Consider the following 18,869-nt stretch of genomic DNA (forward strand, 5'->3'; position numbering starts at 1 on the left):
TTTTAATGGGATTGAACAACTAAGGTCAGCATTTTCCGTAGTATGCGTAACGTCTGATCGCTAAAATCTTCCACAGTATCGGAAGCAGCTGACTTTGCTCCATAAATCATCCTGAAGAGTTCCTTCTGCTCTTCCGAAGGCGCAACTGTATTTAAAAATAAATGGAGTACGGATATTCCCGCTTTCTCCGCCTGAATAACAGCCTCTGCAGTATCGAGTATTCCATTTTGATCATAACCGAACGCAGACGGTTCTCCATCCGAGAAGACCAACAAAAATTTATGTTTTTCCTGCTGGTTTTTTAATCGTTCCACCATCCATCTAATAGCAAAACCGTCACGATTATCTTCATGGGCATTAACTGATAAGATAGCATGTCCGGAATCCTTTACTCCATCTTCCAATTTGTGAACCCATTCGAACGTATTAGGCTGCATCGTCGCAGTTGCTTCAAATGCATCTTCATAGAACAGAACGATTTCATGGCGTATTTCCAATCTCCTTAAGATGTCATGGAATAACAGGACAGCCATTTTCGTTTCCTCTAATTTATCGGTCATGGATGCTGATCCATCAACGAGCAATCCAAAAACCGCATCCAAATTTTTAGAAGGTGCCTGTTTTCTATAAAATGGTCTGGGTCTTTCCTCTGTGACTAATGGAAGAATATTAGACGACAGTCTTCCGATAGAAAGATGATCCCGCCGACTTCCTCGTTTCAGATCGATACGCCTTCTTAACTCTTTCACGAAAGCACGCACATGAGGTTCCTGCGCCAACCTCCATTTCTCCAAAAGTCCCGCCTTCTGCTCATCCTTCGTATAGTCAATCCGTTTTTCTTCATACACAACATATGCATGGTTCTCACCAAAGATGGACCCATCTTTCTTACTAAAATCGACCCGGTCGCCCTCCCTTTCAGGTATACCTCTTTTGGGCTTTTGCTTGCCTTCGGAACGTCCTAACCCGATTTCTGTTATGTCCGTATCCTCGTGACCCTGTCTTGCGTCTGTACCACCTCGACCGGATTGTCCATTTTCGAGTTCGAAATTGAGATGTACACCTTTTTCAGTTTGGTTTTCGCGATGCCATGTCCTAAAAATCTCTTCAATCGTATCTTTTTGTTCCTCATCTCCAATATCCGCATCTTTTACACCTGCATGATAATGGAATGACTCGTCTTTAGACAATTCATCCCCTAACGAGTAATAAGTATGAACGAGATCCCGCTCAATCCATTCTTCAGCTAACTCTGCAATGAGTGTGGCAAGTGACATATTTGACTTCGTATCTCGTTGATCGTAAATTCTTTCAATCGGTTTGACCAATATTGAAAAGAAGTCTGGACCTTCTAAAGATGAACTGAACATAGTTCCTTTATGGACTGAAATATATATATAGTTCAACAAGGCATCCGCAACGAACCCTTTTCTACTGTTTTCGAAAAACTGTTCTCTATGGTGGTGGACCATAACGTCCGTTCGAATAGTAAACAACTCACTTGTACCAGGCCGCTCTTTTATAACTTGCTCCATTAGACGAAATTCTTCAAACAAAACCCCGATCTGAATTGCCAAATTCCGGAGAGGATGCAAAACAACTGTTTGCAATAATCGTTGATAGGAAGCAATGTCAAAATCACGCCAAAAACCGGCTGCTAACAAATATATATCCGTTTTTTGCCCAGCCCTCTCGATTTCTTCAGAACGATGTTTCCAAAAGAAACTGAATGAAATCGCTCCCTCCGATGGCCGAAACTCCATCAGCTTCCGCTGAGTCACCTTCAAATACGTTGCACTAGACAAAGCACGGGCTAACAATTCATAAGACAAGAGCTTCTTAGCATCCACTTGTTCATTATTGAATTTGATAAAACGATTAAAGGATGTCATGTATTCGCCCTCATTTCACCCACGTCTTCGTTAAGTCCATCACTAATTCACGTTCCCCGCGGTCGTCTAATTTTTCCGCAATTGAATATTGAACGGCACGAATGGGGCCGATATGCTGAGCCAATTCCGTAGCATCCATAAGACTTCGAATGGATGCAGCTTCATCGCTTAATAAGCCGTTTTTCACCTGATTGACCAAGTCTTGCGAAATATTTAGCATCGTATTGATGAGCTCAGCCGGTGCTTTTTGAAACTCTCGAATTAGTAATTGTTTCAATAGTTCCCCGTTGATATACGGAATTGAGAAGGAGATAAAACGGTTTTTAAGTGCCTCATTCATGGGGGCAGTACCGATATAACCTTCATTAATCGCTGCTACAACCGAAAAGTCCGGATGTGCATGAATGACTTCTCCCGTAAAGGGATTCGTCAACATACGCCGATAATCCAAAATACTATGAAGAATAGGAAGAGTTTCCGCTTTAGCCATGTTGATTTCATCGATATAAAGTAGGTGACCAGCCTTCATTGCCTTTACTACGGGTCCCTCAACAAATTCGATTTCTGTCTTTCCCTCTGATTGGACAATTGTTTTAAACCCTAATAATGATTCTGCATCCAAATCGACCGAACAGTTGATACTGTGCATCGGTTGCTGAAAAAATGAGGAAATGGAATCTGCTAATTTTGTCTTCCCTGCACCTGCAGGCCCTTTCAATAAAACAGGTTTTTTCAAAACAACACTAAGGAGCACATCCTCCCACAAATATTCATCTGGAGAAACATACCCTCCTTCACGGATGAGAGCGGACTCCTTCTTTGAATAAGAGCGAACAATCCTCTGATCGCGTTCAGCATTAATCAATGTATTCATTACAAAAGCCTCCAATTAAAAAGCCGATGAGCAGCTCATCGGCAATCATGTTTATCATTCAAAATAATTCTTGTAGAATCCACCGACATTGCCAGTATTGTCGATGATGAAAAGGAATTCTTCAGTCTCGTTCTTCACTTCATATTCCTTTCCAACTGTGAGAACATTCGAAACTAAAAACTTTTCAGCTTCTGTATTCGTACATGTCACTTTTTTAATAGTCGGTGCTTCTTTCCAATTCAAGTGTCTCATTTTATATCAGCCTTTCTTTCCATATCTATGTTTAGTATAGGGTTCATTGGTGATCTTTTCAATTCTAATCTTCCGGAGAATCCAATATAGAAGAGCACCGAAGATAATTACAGAAATTGAAATAAGGAACGGCTGAATTCGCTCAATAATATAGTGATAAGCTGATGGGAAAGCTCGTCCTAAGGAGAAATAGATAAGCATCCAAAGAAAGGCTGCTGGATAAGCATTGACTATAAAAGATTTTAAAGGGAAACGATTAGAACCAACAACGTAAGGCATCGCCCAGCGGATACCAGGTAAAAAGAAGCTTGTAGAAATTGCCCACTTTCCCTTTTGTTCGAGAAACATACCGAACTGTTCAATCGTTCGGTGGAGAAATGTTTTCCGTAGTCTAATAAGTATTCTTTCTCCCCATCGGTAACCGATAAAGTATGCAAACGTAGTGCTTGTAATCAGCCCGGCATACGCTGTTAAAAATGCGGGGATCACCCTGAATCCTGCCACTTCGGTCATCATTCCTGAGACAGCCGCAGCAACCTCATTTGGAATAGGTACTCCGAATATAAGCAGCCAATTAAAAAGAAACATGCTGAAATAACCGAATTCTTTTATCAAGCTGATTAATAGTGACTGATCCATGGCACTCCCGCCTTCTGTTCATATGTCTCATTTTGCCACATAAAAACGAAAACCAGCAAATATTATGCCGACTATCTATAACTACCTTATTTCCATTAAAAGCTACTCTCAATCCTACAAATACATCCCCATTAAAAAAAGGCAGCACCCGCATGGGTACTGCCTCGATTGTTATTAAGATTCAAGAAGTAAATCTTCTGGGTTTTCAAGCAATTCCTTGATTGTCTTTAGGAATCCTACAGAATCCTTACCATCGATCACGCGGTGGTCGTAAGACAATGCAATATACATCATTGGACGAATTTCAATTTGGTCTCCGATTGCTACCGGACGTTTTTGGATGGTATGCATACCCAAAATACCAACTTGAGTTCCGTTCAAGATTGGTGTGGACATCAATGAACCGAATACCCCACCGTTTGTAATGGTGAATGAACCGCCAGACATATCAGAAAGCTGAAGTTTTTTATCTCGTGCTTTTTTCGCAAGTGACGCAATGTCCGCTTCAATCTCAGCAAAGTTCTTACGATCAGCGTCACGAACGATTGGAACTACTAATCCTTCTTCAGTTGATACGGCAATTCCTACATCGTAGAAGTGTTTCATGATCAACTCATCACCATCGAGTTCAGAGTTGACATAAGGATATTTCTTAAGTGCTGCAACTGCAGCTTTCGTGAAGAATGACATGAAGCCAAGGCGTACGTCATGATCTTCGAAGAATTTATCTTTTTTACGAGAACGAAGAGCCATCACATTTGTCATGTCGATTTCGTTGAAAGTTGTAAGCATTGCTGTATTTTGGCGTACTTCCAAAAGACGTTTTGCAATTGTTTGGCGTCGGCGTGACATTTTTTCGCGAGTAGCACGACCGTCTTCCTGTTCTGGTGCAGCAGCTGGTTTAGCTGCAGGTGCTGGTGCTGCTTTAGGAGCTGAAGTGTGAGCCTCAACGTCCTGAACGCGAACACGTCCCATTGGATCTACTGGAGAAATTGCAGCCAAGTCAATTCCTTTTTCACGAGCCAATTTACGTGCTGCCGGACTTGCAATCGTACGATCAGAAGACGAAGAAGACTCTTCTGTTGCTTGTGGTGCTGGTGTTGGTGCTGATGCAGCTTCCTGAACAGGAGCTTCTGCAGCAGGAGCTTCAGTTTTTGCAGGTGCTGATGCAGCCGGAGCACCGGATCCTGCCCCAACAATTGCGATAACTTGGCCAACTTCAACAGTATCTCCTTCTGCAGCCAATAGTTCTTGTACTACACCTGCTTCTTCAGAAATAACCTCAACGTTTACTTTATCAGTTTCAAGTTCAACAATGAACTCACCTTTTTCGACAGTCTCACCCGGTTGTTTGAGCCACTGTGCTATTGTTCCTTCTGTAATGGATTCCGCCAATTCTGGCACTTTAATCTCAGCCACAATAATTTCCTCCTTTGAATTGATTAAGAACGGGTTACCGCTTCATCAATGATTCGGTTTTGTTCAAACTTATGGGAATCTGCGTCACCCTCTGCAGGGCTTGAACGGACAATACGTCCAACATATCGTATGTCTTTTCCATCAGCTATTTCCTGTAGATATGGATATGCAAAGGACCATGATCCCATGTTCTTCGGTTCTTCCTGTACCCAAACCAATTCTTTTGCATTCGGATAACGATCAAGAATTGCTTTAATTTTTTCAGATGGGAACGGATATAACTGTTCGACACGTACAATATGAAGCCATTCGAAACCTTTACCATCTTTCACTCGATCAGCCAGGTCGATTGCCATCTTACCGCTTGCGAAAAGAACTCTTTCTACTTTCTTAGGAGAACCACCTAAGCCCGGTTGTTCAAGAATCGTTTGGAAGTGTCCTTCAGTCAAATCTTCAACTTCAGCTCCCACTAACGGATGGCGCAATAGCGATTTAGGTGACACAATTACGAGTGGTCGGATCGACTCTTCCCCGAGCATTGTAGCTTGTCGTCTTAAAATATGATAATAGTTTGCTGCACTTGAAAGGTTAGCGACAGTCCAGTTATTCTCTCCAGCTAATTGTAAGTAGCGTTCAAGTCTTGCACTGGAGTGTTCAGGACCCTGCCCTTCGAAACCGTGAGGCAGAAGCATGACAAGACCAGATTTTTGACCCCATTTAGAACGGCTGGATGAAACGAATTGGTCAAACATGACTTGAGCCATGTTCGCGAAGTCGCCATATTGAGCTTCCCAAAGAACTAAAGCATCTTCGTTCTCAATTGTATAGCCAAATTCATAGCCAACAATTGCCGACTCTGTTAAAGGACTATTGTAGACCATAAACGATGCATTGGAATCTGAAATATGATGCATTGGAACATACTCTTCACCGGTCTTTTCGTCATGCAAAACCAGGTTCCGATGTGCAAACGTACCACGTTGAGCATCTTGCCCAGTTAAGCGGATCGGTTTACCGTCTTGAAGAATCGTACCGAACGCCAATGCTTCCGCATGAGCCCAATCGATTTTACCTTTACCTTTGAATGGTTCCTCACGGCGTTTTAAAATTCTGTCCAATTTCTTAAACACATTGAATTCCGAAGGCCAAGTCAACAACTCTTGGTTCATTTTTTCAAGTCGTTCGCGCTCAACGCCAGTAGGGACTTCCGGATATCCATTCAAAACTGCCTCAGGAATTACACTTTCCTGATATTCAGTTTGAGGAAGTTCTTTTACGCGATCATAAGCTTCTTGCATCATTTTAAATGTTTCTTCATCAAATTTTACAGACTCTTCAAGTGTTAACACATTTTCAGAGGCCAGTTTGTGGGCATAGATTTCTCTAACTGTCGGATGATTATGAATCGAATGATACATAGTCGGATTTGTAACAAGTGGCTCATCCATTTCGTTATGTCCAAATCGACGATAACCAAGAAGATCAATCAAAACATCTTTTCCGAATTGTGAACGGTATTCAAATGCCAAACGTGCTACTGCTAAGACTGCTTCAGGACTATCCGCGTTGACGTGGATAACTGGTACTTCATAGCCCTTCGCTAAATCTGAAGAATAGAACGTTGAGCGGGAATCATAGTACTCTGTCGTAAAACCGATCATATTGTTTGCGATAATATGAATGGAACCGCCAGTACGATAGCCTCTAACACGACTATAGTTGAATGTTTCCGGTACAATTCCTTGACCAGGGAATGCAGCGTCACCATGGATTACGATCGAATAAGCCGCATTTGTATCTTGTTCAGGCGCACCTGACGTCGTTGTGATTTCTTGGGCAGCCCGTGTTTGACCATTTACAACAGGGTTCACTACCTCTAAGTGGGATGGGTTATATGCAAGTTTCAATTTAAGTCCAGAAGGAGCCTTATACGTTGCACCCATATGGTATTTAACATCACCGAACCAGCCGCGTGTCATTTCAAGCGACCCGTCTTCAGGTAGGAATGATTCAGTTGGAACATGTGCAAATTCACCAAACATCATTTCATACGGTTTGTTTAACACATGAGTTAAAACATTCAAACGGCCTCGGTGTGCCATACCGATTAATACTTCTTTCACGCTTTTCACTTCAGATTGGCGAACCAGTTCATCTAATAAGACAACTAATGTGTCTAATCCTTCAACAGAAAAGCGTTTCGCCCCTACAAAGGTGCGATGAAGGAATTTCTCAAAACCTTCAATCTTTGTAAGACGTTTTAGAAGTTCTACTTTTTCCTCTTTCGGTAACTGAATTGATAAAGAGTCGGATTCAATGCGAGATTGAAGCCACTGTCTTTCTTCAGTAGAAACAATATGGCTGAATTCATAGGCAATTTTATCCGTATACACGGATTTCAAATAATTGATCGCATCTAAACCATTTGATACGTTAGAAGGTGCGTTTTTCATTAGTAACGCAGCTGGGACTTCACGTAAATCCTGTTCAGAAAGTCCATAATAGCTAGGTTCAATTCTCTCCGCAGCTTGTGGACGGTCATTTAACGGATAGATATCCGCTGCCAAGTGTCCATGAGTACGAATAGCATCCGCTAATTGGACAGCAGCCAGCACTTTACCGAATTGATCCGGTTCAACTTGTGCAGTCGCATTGTGTCCAGGGGATGAAATTACTGGTGCTCCATACTCTTTAAAGAGCGCGGCTAACTCCGGTTCTACTTCATCCGGTGATTGGGTATAAAGGTCGTACATTTCCATAACATACCCGAGGTTCGGTCCCGAAAAGGATTTCCAAGGCGAAACTCCGGTTGCACGATTGTTTGACATTTAGTAAAACCTCCACTTTTGCCTCCAGGCATTTCCTTTGTTTTACTTTTGCAATCGTTGTCATTTTATCACGAAGATTGAGGATGACAAAGTAATTGCAATCGATTAAATTCCATTTCAATCTTACTACTCTGCGTAAAAAAAACAATGGTTTTTGTGAAATTAATCACACAACTTTATGAATCTGCTAAACTCGATGACTCTCGGGTTTACAATAAATGCAAAATTGGTCTTTCCCATACTTTTTCGCTTCATAAAGAGACTGATCTGACTTGTCTAACAGTTCATCCAATGAACTTCCATGATCAGGATAAAATGATACCCCAATGGAGGAAGTTGGGGAGAAATCGATACCTCCGATTGACCATCCTTCCATCAAGTTCCTTTTGATACGCTCAACGATGATCATCGTATCTCTTTCCCTCTCAGCGGAATTGAGCGGCAAACCAGTCAATAGGATGACGAACTCATCTCCCCCTAATCTGGATACCAAATCTTCTGTTTGAATGCTCCGTTTTAAAGCGAGACCGAATTGGCGGATGAATTCATCCCCCACTTCATGGCCAAAAGTATCATTGATCAGCTTAAAGTTGTCACCATCAAGATATAGTACTGCAACGGAATGAGTCTCTGATTTGGCTTTTTCTGCAATAATCGGGAATTCCTTCAACAGGAAGCTACGGTTAGGCAGGTTTGTCAAGCCGTCATGATACGCCATATACCGAAGGTTTTCTTCCAATTTCTTGCGTTCAGTGATCTCCCTGGACATGATTACATGTTGATATACTTGACTGCTTTCCATATCTTTTACTGGTGTGATAAAGGTCTCAGTCCAAAGTGAATCACCATTCTTGCAAATGAGTTCATATTCACCAATGACACTTTCCCCGGCACTGATTTTCTGAATGGACTCATCCAGCCATCTCCTCCTACTTTCTTCAGAAAGCAAATCAGTATAAAAAGTACCGAGTTTCTCTTCTTTTTCAAGTCCTAGCCTCTTTTCATGGGAGGGTGAAGTATATAGGACAAATCCATATTCATCTGTTATCGCAATCAGATCATTCGTATTCTCCGTAATTAGATTGAAGGTTTTTTCGATATTCCTTAATTCCGATAGGACTTTCTTTTTTCCAGTAATATCGAATTCAATGATCAGAAACTTTTCGATTTCCTCTTCCCCATCGTTTAAGGGAATGACAGTCGCATCCACCCAGTATGACTGGCCATCTTTTTTACGATGTTTCAGTTCTCCGGTCCAAACGTCGCCTGCATATACCTTATCCATAACTTCATGATGAAATGGATAAGAATGATTGTCATTAAAAATTTTATGATACGTATTCAGCAACTCATTTTCCTTGTATTGGGAAGTTTCAATATAAAGGTCGTTGACATGCTGGATCTTGCCGTGCCGATCTGTGATCGTCACGATAGCAGCAGTAGAAATCCCTTTCTTATACCCTTCCAAGATATTTAAAGTTGCTTTAAGATCTTCCTTAAGTTTCATCTCTTCTGTAATTTCCTGGAATAGTATGAAAATCGCGATGACCTCTTCTTCTTTCTTAATAGGAGAGAAACTGGTCAAAAAAGTTCCAATTTGACCGTCTGCCTTGATCCTCTTATTCAATATAGAAGATTTTCCTTCACCTTCTAATGCCTGTTGGAAATTCGACTGAACATTATTTACATCCTGAAAGGAATGAATGGGTAGCTTAATATATGGAGTTCCTTTATATTGATCGATCGGCAGTCCGAATATCTCCTCAAACCGATTATTCATATCAAAAATGGTTCCATCTCTTCTAACGACAACTGTCGGATCAATGGACACAGTTAAAAGAGACTGGAAGAAAAGGTACTTTTCCTCAATCTCTTTCTGTCTAGATACTTCTTTTGTAATAGCCAGAATGTAAACATCGTCTCCCTTAAAAACTGGAGTAACAGTTGTTTCATTCATTCGTTCGTGGTCTGAAAAAAGATAGAAGTCCCGATACGTTAAAACTCTTCTTTCTCGAACCGCCTTTTCGTAGTTCTCCAAGATCGGCTTTGCATGTTCAGGAGAAAGGAATTCATCAATTCTTTGACCGATTGGTGATTGTATGAACACATCTTTTGTAGGATTATTCAAGTAAATATATTCATAACCTTCTTCTACCTGTTTTAAAAAGAACACATAATCTTCGCTTAATCCAAACAAAGCATTAAAATGTTCGTAAGTAAAAAATTGTTCCACCAATAGGCCCTCCTTCCAAACCACTCCGTTTTCGCTTTGGAAACTCTCTAACACGTTACTAATGTCCTATATTCAATCATAAATCGAATTATAGTTAAATACAATCAGAATATTATTCATAATTACATTAATTACATTCTTATAGTTGTTTATAATCCAAGATGAGTGAAACCATTTCATCTGGGGTTTTCGGTTGTTTAGCCTTTTGCATGGATGCAATAAATTCAGAAGAATGATTTTGTACTATAGCAATGGATTCTTCTAAGCTTTGCTCTGTAAGTTCTTCTTCCATTAAAACTTCAGCAAATCCTAGCTTTTTAAATAACTTTGCGTTTAAAATTTGATCTCCCCTACTTTGCTGAGCAGATAACGGGATCAGTAACATCGGCTTCTTCAATGCCAAAAATTCGAATATGGAATTTGAACCAGCTCTTGATATGATGATATCAGAAGCAGATAACAAATCAGATAGCTCTGTTGTAACATATTCAAGCTGCTTATAGCCTTTTACACCTTCCAATGAAGAATCGAGCTTTCCTTTTCCGCATAGATGAAAGACATCATATTCAGTTAATAAGGTAGGTAAAAGTTTACGCACTGCATCGTTTATAGTTACAGAGCCTTGACTGCCACCCATGATGAGAATGACTTTTTTTGTCCCATCAAATCCCCCGACTTTTAACCCATTGCGGGGATTTCCTTTAAATAGACCGGGGCGGATCACTGCTCCCGTACAAGTGGATTTACCGGCAGGAAGGTGTTCCAATGTTTCTTCAAATACTGTGAAAATATGCTGGGCAAATGGCAAAGCAAGTTTATTGGCCAATCCTGGTGTAACGTCAGACTCGTGGATGACAACTGGAATATTTGCAAGTTTCCCTGCCATTACAACGGGAACTGATACAAATCCACCTTTTGAAAAAATGACCTCAGGTTTTAATTTGCGCAGCAAGAATAGTGATTGCATAGCGCCGCTTAGAACTTTAAAAGGATCTGAAAAATTCTTCACTGAAAAGTATCTACGTAGTTTCCCGCTACTGATCGGATGATAAGTTACTTCTGGAAAAGAATCGGTGATCAACTCACGTTCGATGCCATCATGTGATCCAATGTAGTGTAATTCATAGCCTCTATCCATAAAAAAAGGAATCAGCGCCTGATTCAAGGATACATGGCCTGCTGTTCCTCCTCCTGTCAACACAACTTTAGGGGTTTTCATTCCATTTCTCCTAACATTCAATAATCATGATTTAAAGTATGACAGCGAAAAGCTTATATGCCTTAAGCGATCAGAAGATGCTATACTTTAATTTAGTCTATTAGAAGGGAAATGTAAAATGGTTGAAACTGCATCTATGAAGAACAAATGGTCCAAAATGATAAGTATCATCTTCCCGATTTTAATCACTCAAGTAGCCATGAATCTTATTTCATTTTTTGATGTATTTATGTCAAGCCGCTACGGTACTGATGATTTGGCGGGTGTCTCGATCGGTTCTTCGATTTGGCTACCGGTCTATACAGGACTTGCTGGAATCTTATTATCTGTCTCTCCTTTAGTGGCTCAGCTATCAGGAGCAAAAAATAAAAAAGAAGTACGATTCACTGTACAACAGGGTATATATGTTGCAATCGGATTGGCACTAATTGTATTTATACTTCTACAGCTTATTAGTCATGCCTTTTTAGTTAGAATGGATCTCGAGCCTGCTGTAATCCGGATTGCAAGCGAATATTTGTTTTCCATGAGTTTTGGACTTTTCCCTCTTTTCATCTATAGTACCATCCGCTCTTATATAGACGCTTTAGGAATGACAAGGGTCACGATGTTCATAACTTTAATGTCTGCGCCAATCAATGTTCTCTTTAACTATCTTTTCATCTTCGGAAAGTTTGGCTTCCCTGAATTGGGTGGTGTAGGTGCAGGGGTGGCGTCTGCCATTACATATTGGTTGATTCTCGGAATTTCCTTGTGGATTCTTAGAACAATGCCAACGTTTTCAGAGTATCAAATATTAAATGGATGGTCCAAAGTTTCCTTTGGAAAGATGAAAGAAATCATTACACTCGGAATCCCGATTGGAATATCCATTTTAGCGGAAGTGAGCATCTTTTCTGCGGTAACCTTAATGATGGGTAAATACGGAACAGAAATTATTTCCGCTCATCAGATCGCTATGAACTTCACTTCACTTCTTTATATGGTCCCTCTTTCTGTTTCGATGGGGGCAACGATTCTGGTCGGTCATGAAGTCGGAGCAAAAAGATACCATGACGCCAAACAGTATAGCTGGATGGGTGTAACTGCGGCAGTTGTTTTCAGTTTCTTTTCCATTGCAATTCTTCTCCTCTTCAGAGGGCAAATAGCCAGTTTGTATTCGTCCGATCAGGCTGTGGTCTCCTTAGCTATACAGTTCTTTGTCTTTGCAGCATTGTTCCAGCTGTCTGATGCTATTCAAGCACCGGTTCAAGGAGCGCTTCGCGGATATAAAGATGTCAATGTAACCTTTATAATGGCTATCATATCTTATTGGATCATCGGGCTTCCAACCGGTTATTTACTATCCGAATATACTGACCTCGGACCATTCGGTTATTGGATTGGTTTAATAACTGGATTGACAATAGGAGCGGCAACTTTGTCAGGAAGGTTACTACGTCTTCAAGCGAAAAGAAAGTCTAATGATAGTGTACAAGCATAACCAAAGCCCAAGAAAATTTTAATGTTTTCTTGGGCTTAATTAATTGATCATTGGAGTATGCCTGTTGAATAGATCGTTGACTTAACTTTCACATCAAAATCTATCTTCTTATAAGTATCATGCCATTTCCCCTCTTTCCAAATGTTCGGATGAAAGGCACGTACTTGCCTACCTATTCCTAAAGCATCACTTTCTGCATCTTGAATTTTCTGGAATATCCCCTTCATATCCCCCTCTATTTTTTCATTCAGAAATTTTTCTAATTCATTTATGGTCTCTTTTTTAGCTATACTTTGCACAGCCAACTCATTGATTGAAATATTTAAGTTATACGTAGCGTGTAGTTTTAAATTTTCTCCGTCTATTCTCCACTTTTTCTTAGCTTTTTCCACATCTATTATCAGTGGATACTCTTTCCCTTTATGATTCCACTGATATGTTAGTCTTGCTTGTTTACCAATTTGGTCTCTCATAATGTTCAGTAAAACCGATTCCTTGGTTGTCAAATACTCTCCGGTATAAACCATGTCACTGAATAATGCAGCGCCACCAAGCTTGGGGTTAGAAGATTCTTTGTCAATCTGCAAATAAGGAAGGGTCAAATCAATCCCTGGGTCAAATAAAATGGTACATGCCTTTTGAAGTGTGACATCTATCGATTCAGATGTTAATACAGAACTTTCAATCAAATCACTATAAAAGTCAGGTAATTCAGCTGTAAGGTTCAACTGTTCGTTTATATAGTCATCCATTGAACCTTCTACAATTACCAGCCTTGCATTTAATCGATTTTTTGGGATGCGGTAGAACGGATCAAGATAATCGTATATGTTATGGGTAACGGTTTCATCCGACATTAACGCAACTTCTAAAACAGAAAGGTCGAGTAACTGGTTAGTCTTTTTATTTGCCTGTATTCTTGCTGCATGTAATGATATTCCCTCCCCTTTAATAACCAGATATTCTATATTATCTTTACTGATTTTCGGATAAGAAAAGTATGCGGTTATTTCCCCAGGATCCCCTTCATAGCCTACCATTTGTACAATTGATATGTTCTTGAATAATTGTTCATCCCAACAACCACCGAGTAAGAAAACGACAAAAAGTATGGGCAACCATTTCTTTTTCATTTTTGTCTTTTCCTCCATCCAATGAGTATGACGAAAAATGGAATGATCATTGAAAATAGAATGTAAAGGGGGATAATGACATATCTCAAGATATTCATCACTTCCAACCTTATTAGGAAACTAGGAATAATGATCAAGAGCAAATGACAGACGATGGTGTACACTCTTTTGTGACGCTTGTTATTGTGCCGATGGACTAAAATTTTTGTGAAACTCAACATCGTAAAAGTGACTATGCTCCAAATGATCCAAATATATAAGAAAAAAAGATCCAGCCTCTCTAAAAAGGTAACCTCTTGAGATTTCAAAACATAAAGTAACGGTTCCTGAATGATTTTGATCTCGGCCATACTGAAATAAAGTAATACGATCAAAATCGAACCTAATAAAAAGACTGTTACAGTAAACCAATACCAAAAGAGAGGTTTTTTCATTCGCTCATCAGATGCATTGACATACTTTCGATAAATTAGATACACTTCCGAACCTAAAAAGACAATTTGTGCATATAATAGCCCTTCACCCCATTGTTTTAATGTTGAAGTTCCTAACGGAAGAATATTTGTCCAGACCAGGTCATCATAGGCCAGTAAAAGAAACAAGACAAATAAAGCGATTAAAGGAATGAAGATTGCTCCAAGATTAAGTACAGTTTCCGGACGACCCATATTTGCGTAAAATGAAACAAGAACCATTAATGCGATGATGATGAAATGAGGAGTATTAGGAAAAGCCCAAATTGCTAATATATAGTCAACCGTTACAATAATTCCTATATTAACGATTAGCCAGTAGATTTCATACATCCACGATAAAATGCGTCCTAAGTGAAAATAATGATAACCTTTTTCGTACAATAGAAGTTGAATGTAAAACAGTATAGAGGCAAGAATGAAAATCAGCCAAGCATCCCTGCCGCCATAATTGATAATTGATGATTGAAAAGTGATAAACACAACGCCGGTTTGGATTATAAAGACGAGTAAGAAAAATTGAATCCTCGACAAAATGATTTTCATATATGTTTATCCTCTTGATCCATAGGCATCTTATAATTATCCGTCTGTCGTTTAGGCTTTACAAAAGGCATTCGTGAGAAAACTTTTGCGAATTCTTTTGGTTGAAAAGGTATAAATGGCGATAAGTACGGTTGTTTTAAAGACGAAAGATTTAATAGATGAATGTAAAGTAATAAGGAACCAATGGCAATGCCGAAAAAACCGAAAATCGAAGCTGCAGCCATAAAAGGGAATCTCAATAACCTAATTGCTGTATTCATTTCAGCTGATGGAATAGTAAAACTGGCTAATGCAGTCAAGGCAACTACAATAATCATGACATTGGAAACAAGCCCCGCATTGGCAATAGCATCTCCAATTACTAGACCGCCTACAATTCCAATCGTTTGTCCGATTGGAGCAGGTAACCGGATACCTGCCTCCCGGATCATTTCAATCATCAATTCCAAAATCAGGGCTTCAAATATTGGCCGATACGGTATTTCGTTTACTACTTGCTTGATTTGCCTGCTTAATTCAATTGGAAGGATTTCAGGATTGTAGGAAACAACAGCGATATAAAAACTTGGCAACAGCACTGCAATTCCAAACCCTAAAATTCTGAGCAATCTATAAAAGGACCCAATCAAAGAGCGGCTGTTAAAATCATCAATAGTTTGGTAAAACGAAAAAAAAGTTGCAGGGCCAATGAGGGCGGTTGGTGAGCTATCGATTAAAATAGCCACTTTCCCTTCCTGCAAGTTAGCGATTACCCGATCTGGCCGTTCTGTATTCAATAGTTGCGGAAATGGTGACCATACGTGTTCCTCCAAATAATCCTCCAATAATCCGGGGCTTGTCATAGTGTCGGACTTAATCAAATTTATTTTCTTTTCTACCAATTGAATAACATCTTGTTCCGCAATAGTGTGCATATATATTATGGTTACGTTAGTTTTAACAAGATCACCAACCATAAAATTTTTCACGACTAAATCTGAAGTAAATACTTTTTTTCTTAGTAAAGATATATTCATATCAATACTCTCAACAAAACCCTCATGACTTCCTCTGACTACTTGCTCGTTTGCAGGTTCAGAAGGAGATCGGACCGCTACCTTTTGCATTTCAAGTGACATCATTAAGTTTTCAGAAGGAAATATTACGACTGCATTTCCCTTTGTTACTTTATCCCGCAAGGTTTCCATCCGGAATGCTTCCACATTAGAGATAAAAGTTTCTCCGAAATGGTCTTCTTGAGACCAATGTTTTTCAATAAAAGTTAATTGTTCATTCATTAGGGCTTTATCCACAACGGTAGAATAATAACAAATAATGATGGATTGTTTGCTCCACTGCATTTCTCTAACAATTAAATCTGCAGTATTATTAAAGCTTTTACGTATATATGAAATCAGTTTCTCATTAAATAGTTCTGAAGATGGCATACGATTCACCTCTTCAGACAGTATGTTCTTCTGATACTTACCTTAAACAGAAAATGCCGACAGGATTGAAAGAGAAATTGTAGACAAAAGTATTTCTTCAAATTTAATATCGGTAAAATCGATTACATTAATTACCATTGAACGATTGTTACATTTATATTACAATAGTATTACATTTAAAAGACAAAAAAGCACTGCAAAGTGCAGTGCGATTAAGAATTAACACTATTCAAGTTTTCTCTTATTTTTGGATGAATTGTTGTGTCCAAACGTTTCCGTTTTCAACATATCCGATACCGATATGTGTGAAGTCAGCTTTCATAATGTTAGCACGGTGTCCTGGAGATTCCATCCAAGCTTTTACCACTTCTTCTGGTGTACGTTGCCCCTTAGCAATATTTTCACCAGCAGAACGGTAATCAATCCCGTTTGCTTTCATTTGATCGAATGGAGAACCTAAAGTCGGACTATTGTGATCAAAATAACCGTTTTTCGCCATATCTGCTGATTTTTCCTCAGCTGAATTCATCAAAGGCATATCGATCGCTAATGGTTTTAGTCCTTCTTTTGCACGTTCAGCGTTAGTCAAATCAAGAACTTGTTGCTCAAAATCGCCAATTCCCTGAGTGGCAGGTTTTTCTTCAGCTTTTGGAGCTTGCGTTTCTGTTCTAGCTTGTTGAGTGTTTGAAGGAGCTGGAGCAGCTTGTTTTGGTTGTTCAGCTTTTGGCGCTTCTTTTACTGGTGCTTTTTCTGCTTTGAAGTCTTCTTGAGAAGGCGCTTTTTCTGCTTTAGGAGATTCTTTAACAACCTCTCTTTTTGGAGCTTGTTGTTCTGTTACTTTGCCATTTTCAAAGTTGAATGAGTTTCCTTCAAAGCCCTGAAGTTGAGCAAGAAGATTTTGTAATGCTGCTTTGGAAGCTTTCAAGTCTTCCAAGCTATTTAAATCGGTTGAGATTTTTTTAACCTCACCGTTTACGTAAAAATTGATAGTTGTGTCTGAATTCCAGACTTTATATTCTTTTGTATATTCATGATCAAACGATGAAGCCTCAGCATTTAAACCTGGTGTTACAATTGCTGTAGAAAGCATAATGATTGGTAACCATTTTTTCATATGCTTATTCCTCCTCTCTGCGAATATCTTAACGCAGAGTTAAGAGAAAGATAGAGCCATTCCTTTCCAGTAGTTCCATTAGGAAAGGAATGGCTCTATTATGAGGGCAAGAATAAGATGATAATTGGTTACTATTGTAAATGATTTAACTTATTGGAAGTCAATTCGGGTTGACAGTCTTTACTATGGAGGCCAACTCGTTATGATATAAACGAATAAGCTCACACTTGACCGCTTCCACAACCTCCAATTTCTCAATCCGCGCAATCGCCAACTGATACTTCTCACTCGGCGTCCTACGTACTCGAGGATGGGTAAACTCATCGTTTAATTCAGAACGAATTAGGTTTCTTACATCCTTTAGTGAACCACTTTTCACCGAACTCCGATCACGCCACATCAGTGCAAATGCCTCTACAATCTCACGATCATGCATGTGCCATTCCTCTGAGCCATTCGATTTCTTTCAAATTCTCGCCTATTAAGACAATTTGAGGTTCCATTTTTATATACTCAGGGAGCCATTGAACCATTCCATAAGCATATTGGAAAAGCATTGGATACTTCTGACCTTCAATCAATACATGCCCTTTCATACGATAGACAGTAGAAGGCAGGTTTCTTACCCAATTCTCAAAGTTCTCCATTTTAACAGTGGACTCAAACTTTATTAGCTTAGCCGATAGATGTAATTCGTTTCCTATTCTTGTCTTCGTTACATCTGAATTGTTCACGTTAGGAATCATTTGCTTTAAAAATGAAAGAGGAAGCTTCCCGTGTACCGTTTGAATAACCATGGCGTGATCATTAATCATTTGGATACCTGATGTAACAGTTGAAAGTTCATTTTCATCCAGAAGATCACTTTTATTGAGAAGTATTAGATGTGCATGTCGTAATTGTTCCAAGAAGAGCATTCTGACTTGGGGAGATAACTTCTCCTTTTCGAGCCACAACTTGCTATCTGCCACAGATACGATCCCTTTAAATTGTAATCGATCCGCATACAGAGGTGACATGACGGCATCCAATGCTTCCACTGGATGAGCTGCTCCAGTTGTTTCGATTAAGATAACATCCGGATTATGCTCAAGCAAAAGCGATTGAATTTGAGCTTCGGTTTTTTCAGAGCCAGTACAACAAATACACCCTTGTAAGAGCTCTTTTAATGGTACATCACCATCCACTGCCCCAGAGTCAAATGGCAGTTTACCGAATTCATTCATGATGACTGCCGGCAGCTTCCCTTCTGCCTTCCACTGTTTAATCAGATGTTGAAGAAGGGAAGTTTTCCCGCTGCCCAAAAATCCACTTAACAAATATACATCTATCACAGT

15 protein-coding genes are annotated in these 18,869 nt (G+C 39.6%); 1 reads left to right on the forward strand and 14 read right to left on the reverse strand.

What is annotated here, in order from left to right:
- Nucleotides 1-2: 2 nt before the first annotated feature.
- The 8 genes from ACFOZY_RS12680 to ACFOZY_RS12715 form a co-directional block, all read right to left on the reverse strand.
- On the reverse strand, nucleotides 3-1,892 hold the full coding sequence (locus tag ACFOZY_RS12680; RefSeq protein WP_378156010.1) for a vWA domain-containing protein: 1,890 nt from the start codon (nucleotides 1,890-1,892) through the stop codon (nucleotides 3-5).
- Nucleotides 1,893-1,902: 10 nt separating this feature from the next.
- A complete protein-coding gene (locus tag ACFOZY_RS12685; RefSeq protein WP_378156012.1) occupies nucleotides 1,903-2,766 on the reverse strand; it encodes an ATP-binding protein in 864 nt (287 codons plus the stop codon).
- Nucleotides 2,767-2,820: 54 nt separating this feature from the next.
- Nucleotides 2,821-3,009 carry a DUF6501 family protein gene (locus tag ACFOZY_RS12690; protein ID WP_465251164.1) on the reverse strand — a complete coding sequence of 63 codons (189 nt, stop codon included), beginning with the start codon at nucleotides 3,007-3,009 and terminating at the stop codon, nucleotides 2,821-2,823.
- 15 nt (nucleotides 3,010-3,024) lie between these two features.
- Nucleotides 3,025-3,657, reverse strand: coding sequence for a DedA family protein (locus ACFOZY_RS12695; protein WP_378156017.1), 633 nt, complete (start codon nucleotides 3,655-3,657; stop codon nucleotides 3,025-3,027).
- 174 nt (nucleotides 3,658-3,831) lie between these two features.
- Complete coding sequence (gene odhB, locus ACFOZY_RS12700; RefSeq protein WP_378156020.1) at nucleotides 3,832-5,076, reverse strand: 2-oxoglutarate dehydrogenase complex dihydrolipoyllysine-residue succinyltransferase; 1,245 nt, start codon at nucleotides 5,074-5,076, stop codon at nucleotides 3,832-3,834.
- 23 nt (nucleotides 5,077-5,099) lie between these two features.
- Nucleotides 5,100-7,904: a 2-oxoglutarate dehydrogenase E1 component gene (locus ACFOZY_RS12705; RefSeq protein WP_378156022.1), complete on the reverse strand. Its 2,805-nt coding sequence runs from the start codon at nucleotides 7,902-7,904 to the stop codon at nucleotides 5,100-5,102.
- A gap of 187 nt (nucleotides 7,905-8,091) precedes the next feature.
- A complete protein-coding gene (locus ACFOZY_RS12710) occupies nucleotides 8,092-10,137 on the reverse strand; it encodes a PAS domain S-box protein (protein ID WP_378156024.1) in 2,046 nt (681 codons plus the stop codon).
- Between the two features lie 139 nt (nucleotides 10,138-10,276).
- Nucleotides 10,277-11,356 (reverse strand): undecaprenyldiphospho-muramoylpentapeptide beta-N-acetylglucosaminyltransferase, encoded by a 1,080-nt coding sequence (locus ACFOZY_RS12715; protein ID WP_378156026.1) that lies wholly within the window; start codon nucleotides 11,354-11,356, stop codon nucleotides 10,277-10,279.
- A gap of 136 nt (nucleotides 11,357-11,492) precedes the next feature.
- On the opposite strand from ACFOZY_RS12715, the gene ACFOZY_RS12720 reads away from it, so the two are divergent.
- Nucleotides 11,493-12,839 (forward strand): MATE family efflux transporter, encoded by a 1,347-nt coding sequence (locus tag ACFOZY_RS12720; RefSeq protein WP_378156028.1) that lies wholly within the window; start codon nucleotides 11,493-11,495, stop codon nucleotides 12,837-12,839.
- Nucleotides 12,840-12,886: 47 nt separating this feature from the next.
- On the opposite strand, the gene ACFOZY_RS12725 is transcribed toward ACFOZY_RS12720, so the two are convergent.
- The 6 genes from ACFOZY_RS12725 to ACFOZY_RS12750 all read right to left on the reverse strand — a co-directional run bounded on the left by ACFOZY_RS12725 (nucleotide 12,887) and on the right by ACFOZY_RS12750 (nucleotide 18,866).
- On the reverse strand, nucleotides 12,887-13,972 hold the full coding sequence (locus tag ACFOZY_RS12725; RefSeq protein WP_378156030.1) for a Ger(x)C family spore germination protein: 1,086 nt from the start codon (nucleotides 13,970-13,972) through the stop codon (nucleotides 12,887-12,889).
- Nucleotides 13,969-14,991, reverse strand: a complete 1,023-nt coding sequence (locus ACFOZY_RS12730) for a GerAB/ArcD/ProY family transporter (protein WP_378156032.1) — start codon at nucleotides 14,989-14,991, stop codon at nucleotides 13,969-13,971. The genes ACFOZY_RS12725 and ACFOZY_RS12730 overlap by 4 nt, the downstream gene beginning before the upstream one ends.
- Nucleotides 14,988-16,418 (reverse strand): spore germination protein, encoded by a 1,431-nt coding sequence (locus ACFOZY_RS12735; protein WP_378156034.1) that lies wholly within the window; start codon nucleotides 16,416-16,418, stop codon nucleotides 14,988-14,990. Before ACFOZY_RS12735 ends, ACFOZY_RS12730 begins: the two co-directional genes overlap by 4 nt.
- Nucleotides 16,419-16,659: 241 nt before the next feature.
- On the reverse strand, nucleotides 16,660-17,532 hold the full coding sequence (locus ACFOZY_RS12740) for a CAP domain-containing protein (protein WP_378156036.1): 873 nt from the start codon (nucleotides 17,530-17,532) through the stop codon (nucleotides 16,660-16,662).
- Between the two features lie 160 nt (nucleotides 17,533-17,692).
- Complete coding sequence (locus tag ACFOZY_RS12745; protein WP_378156038.1) at nucleotides 17,693-17,968, reverse strand: hypothetical protein; 276 nt, start codon at nucleotides 17,966-17,968, stop codon at nucleotides 17,693-17,695.
- Nucleotides 17,961-18,866, reverse strand: a complete 906-nt coding sequence (locus tag ACFOZY_RS12750; protein ID WP_378156041.1) for a CobW family GTP-binding protein — start codon at nucleotides 18,864-18,866, stop codon at nucleotides 17,961-17,963. Before ACFOZY_RS12750 ends, ACFOZY_RS12745 begins: the two co-directional genes overlap by 8 nt.
- Between the last annotated feature and the right edge of the window lie 3 nt (nucleotides 18,867-18,869).

The sequence above is a fragment of the Chungangia koreensis genome, assembly GCF_042651785.1.
Taxonomy (GTDB): Bacteria; Bacillota; Bacilli; order Bacillales_A; family Planococcaceae; genus Chungangia; species Chungangia koreensis.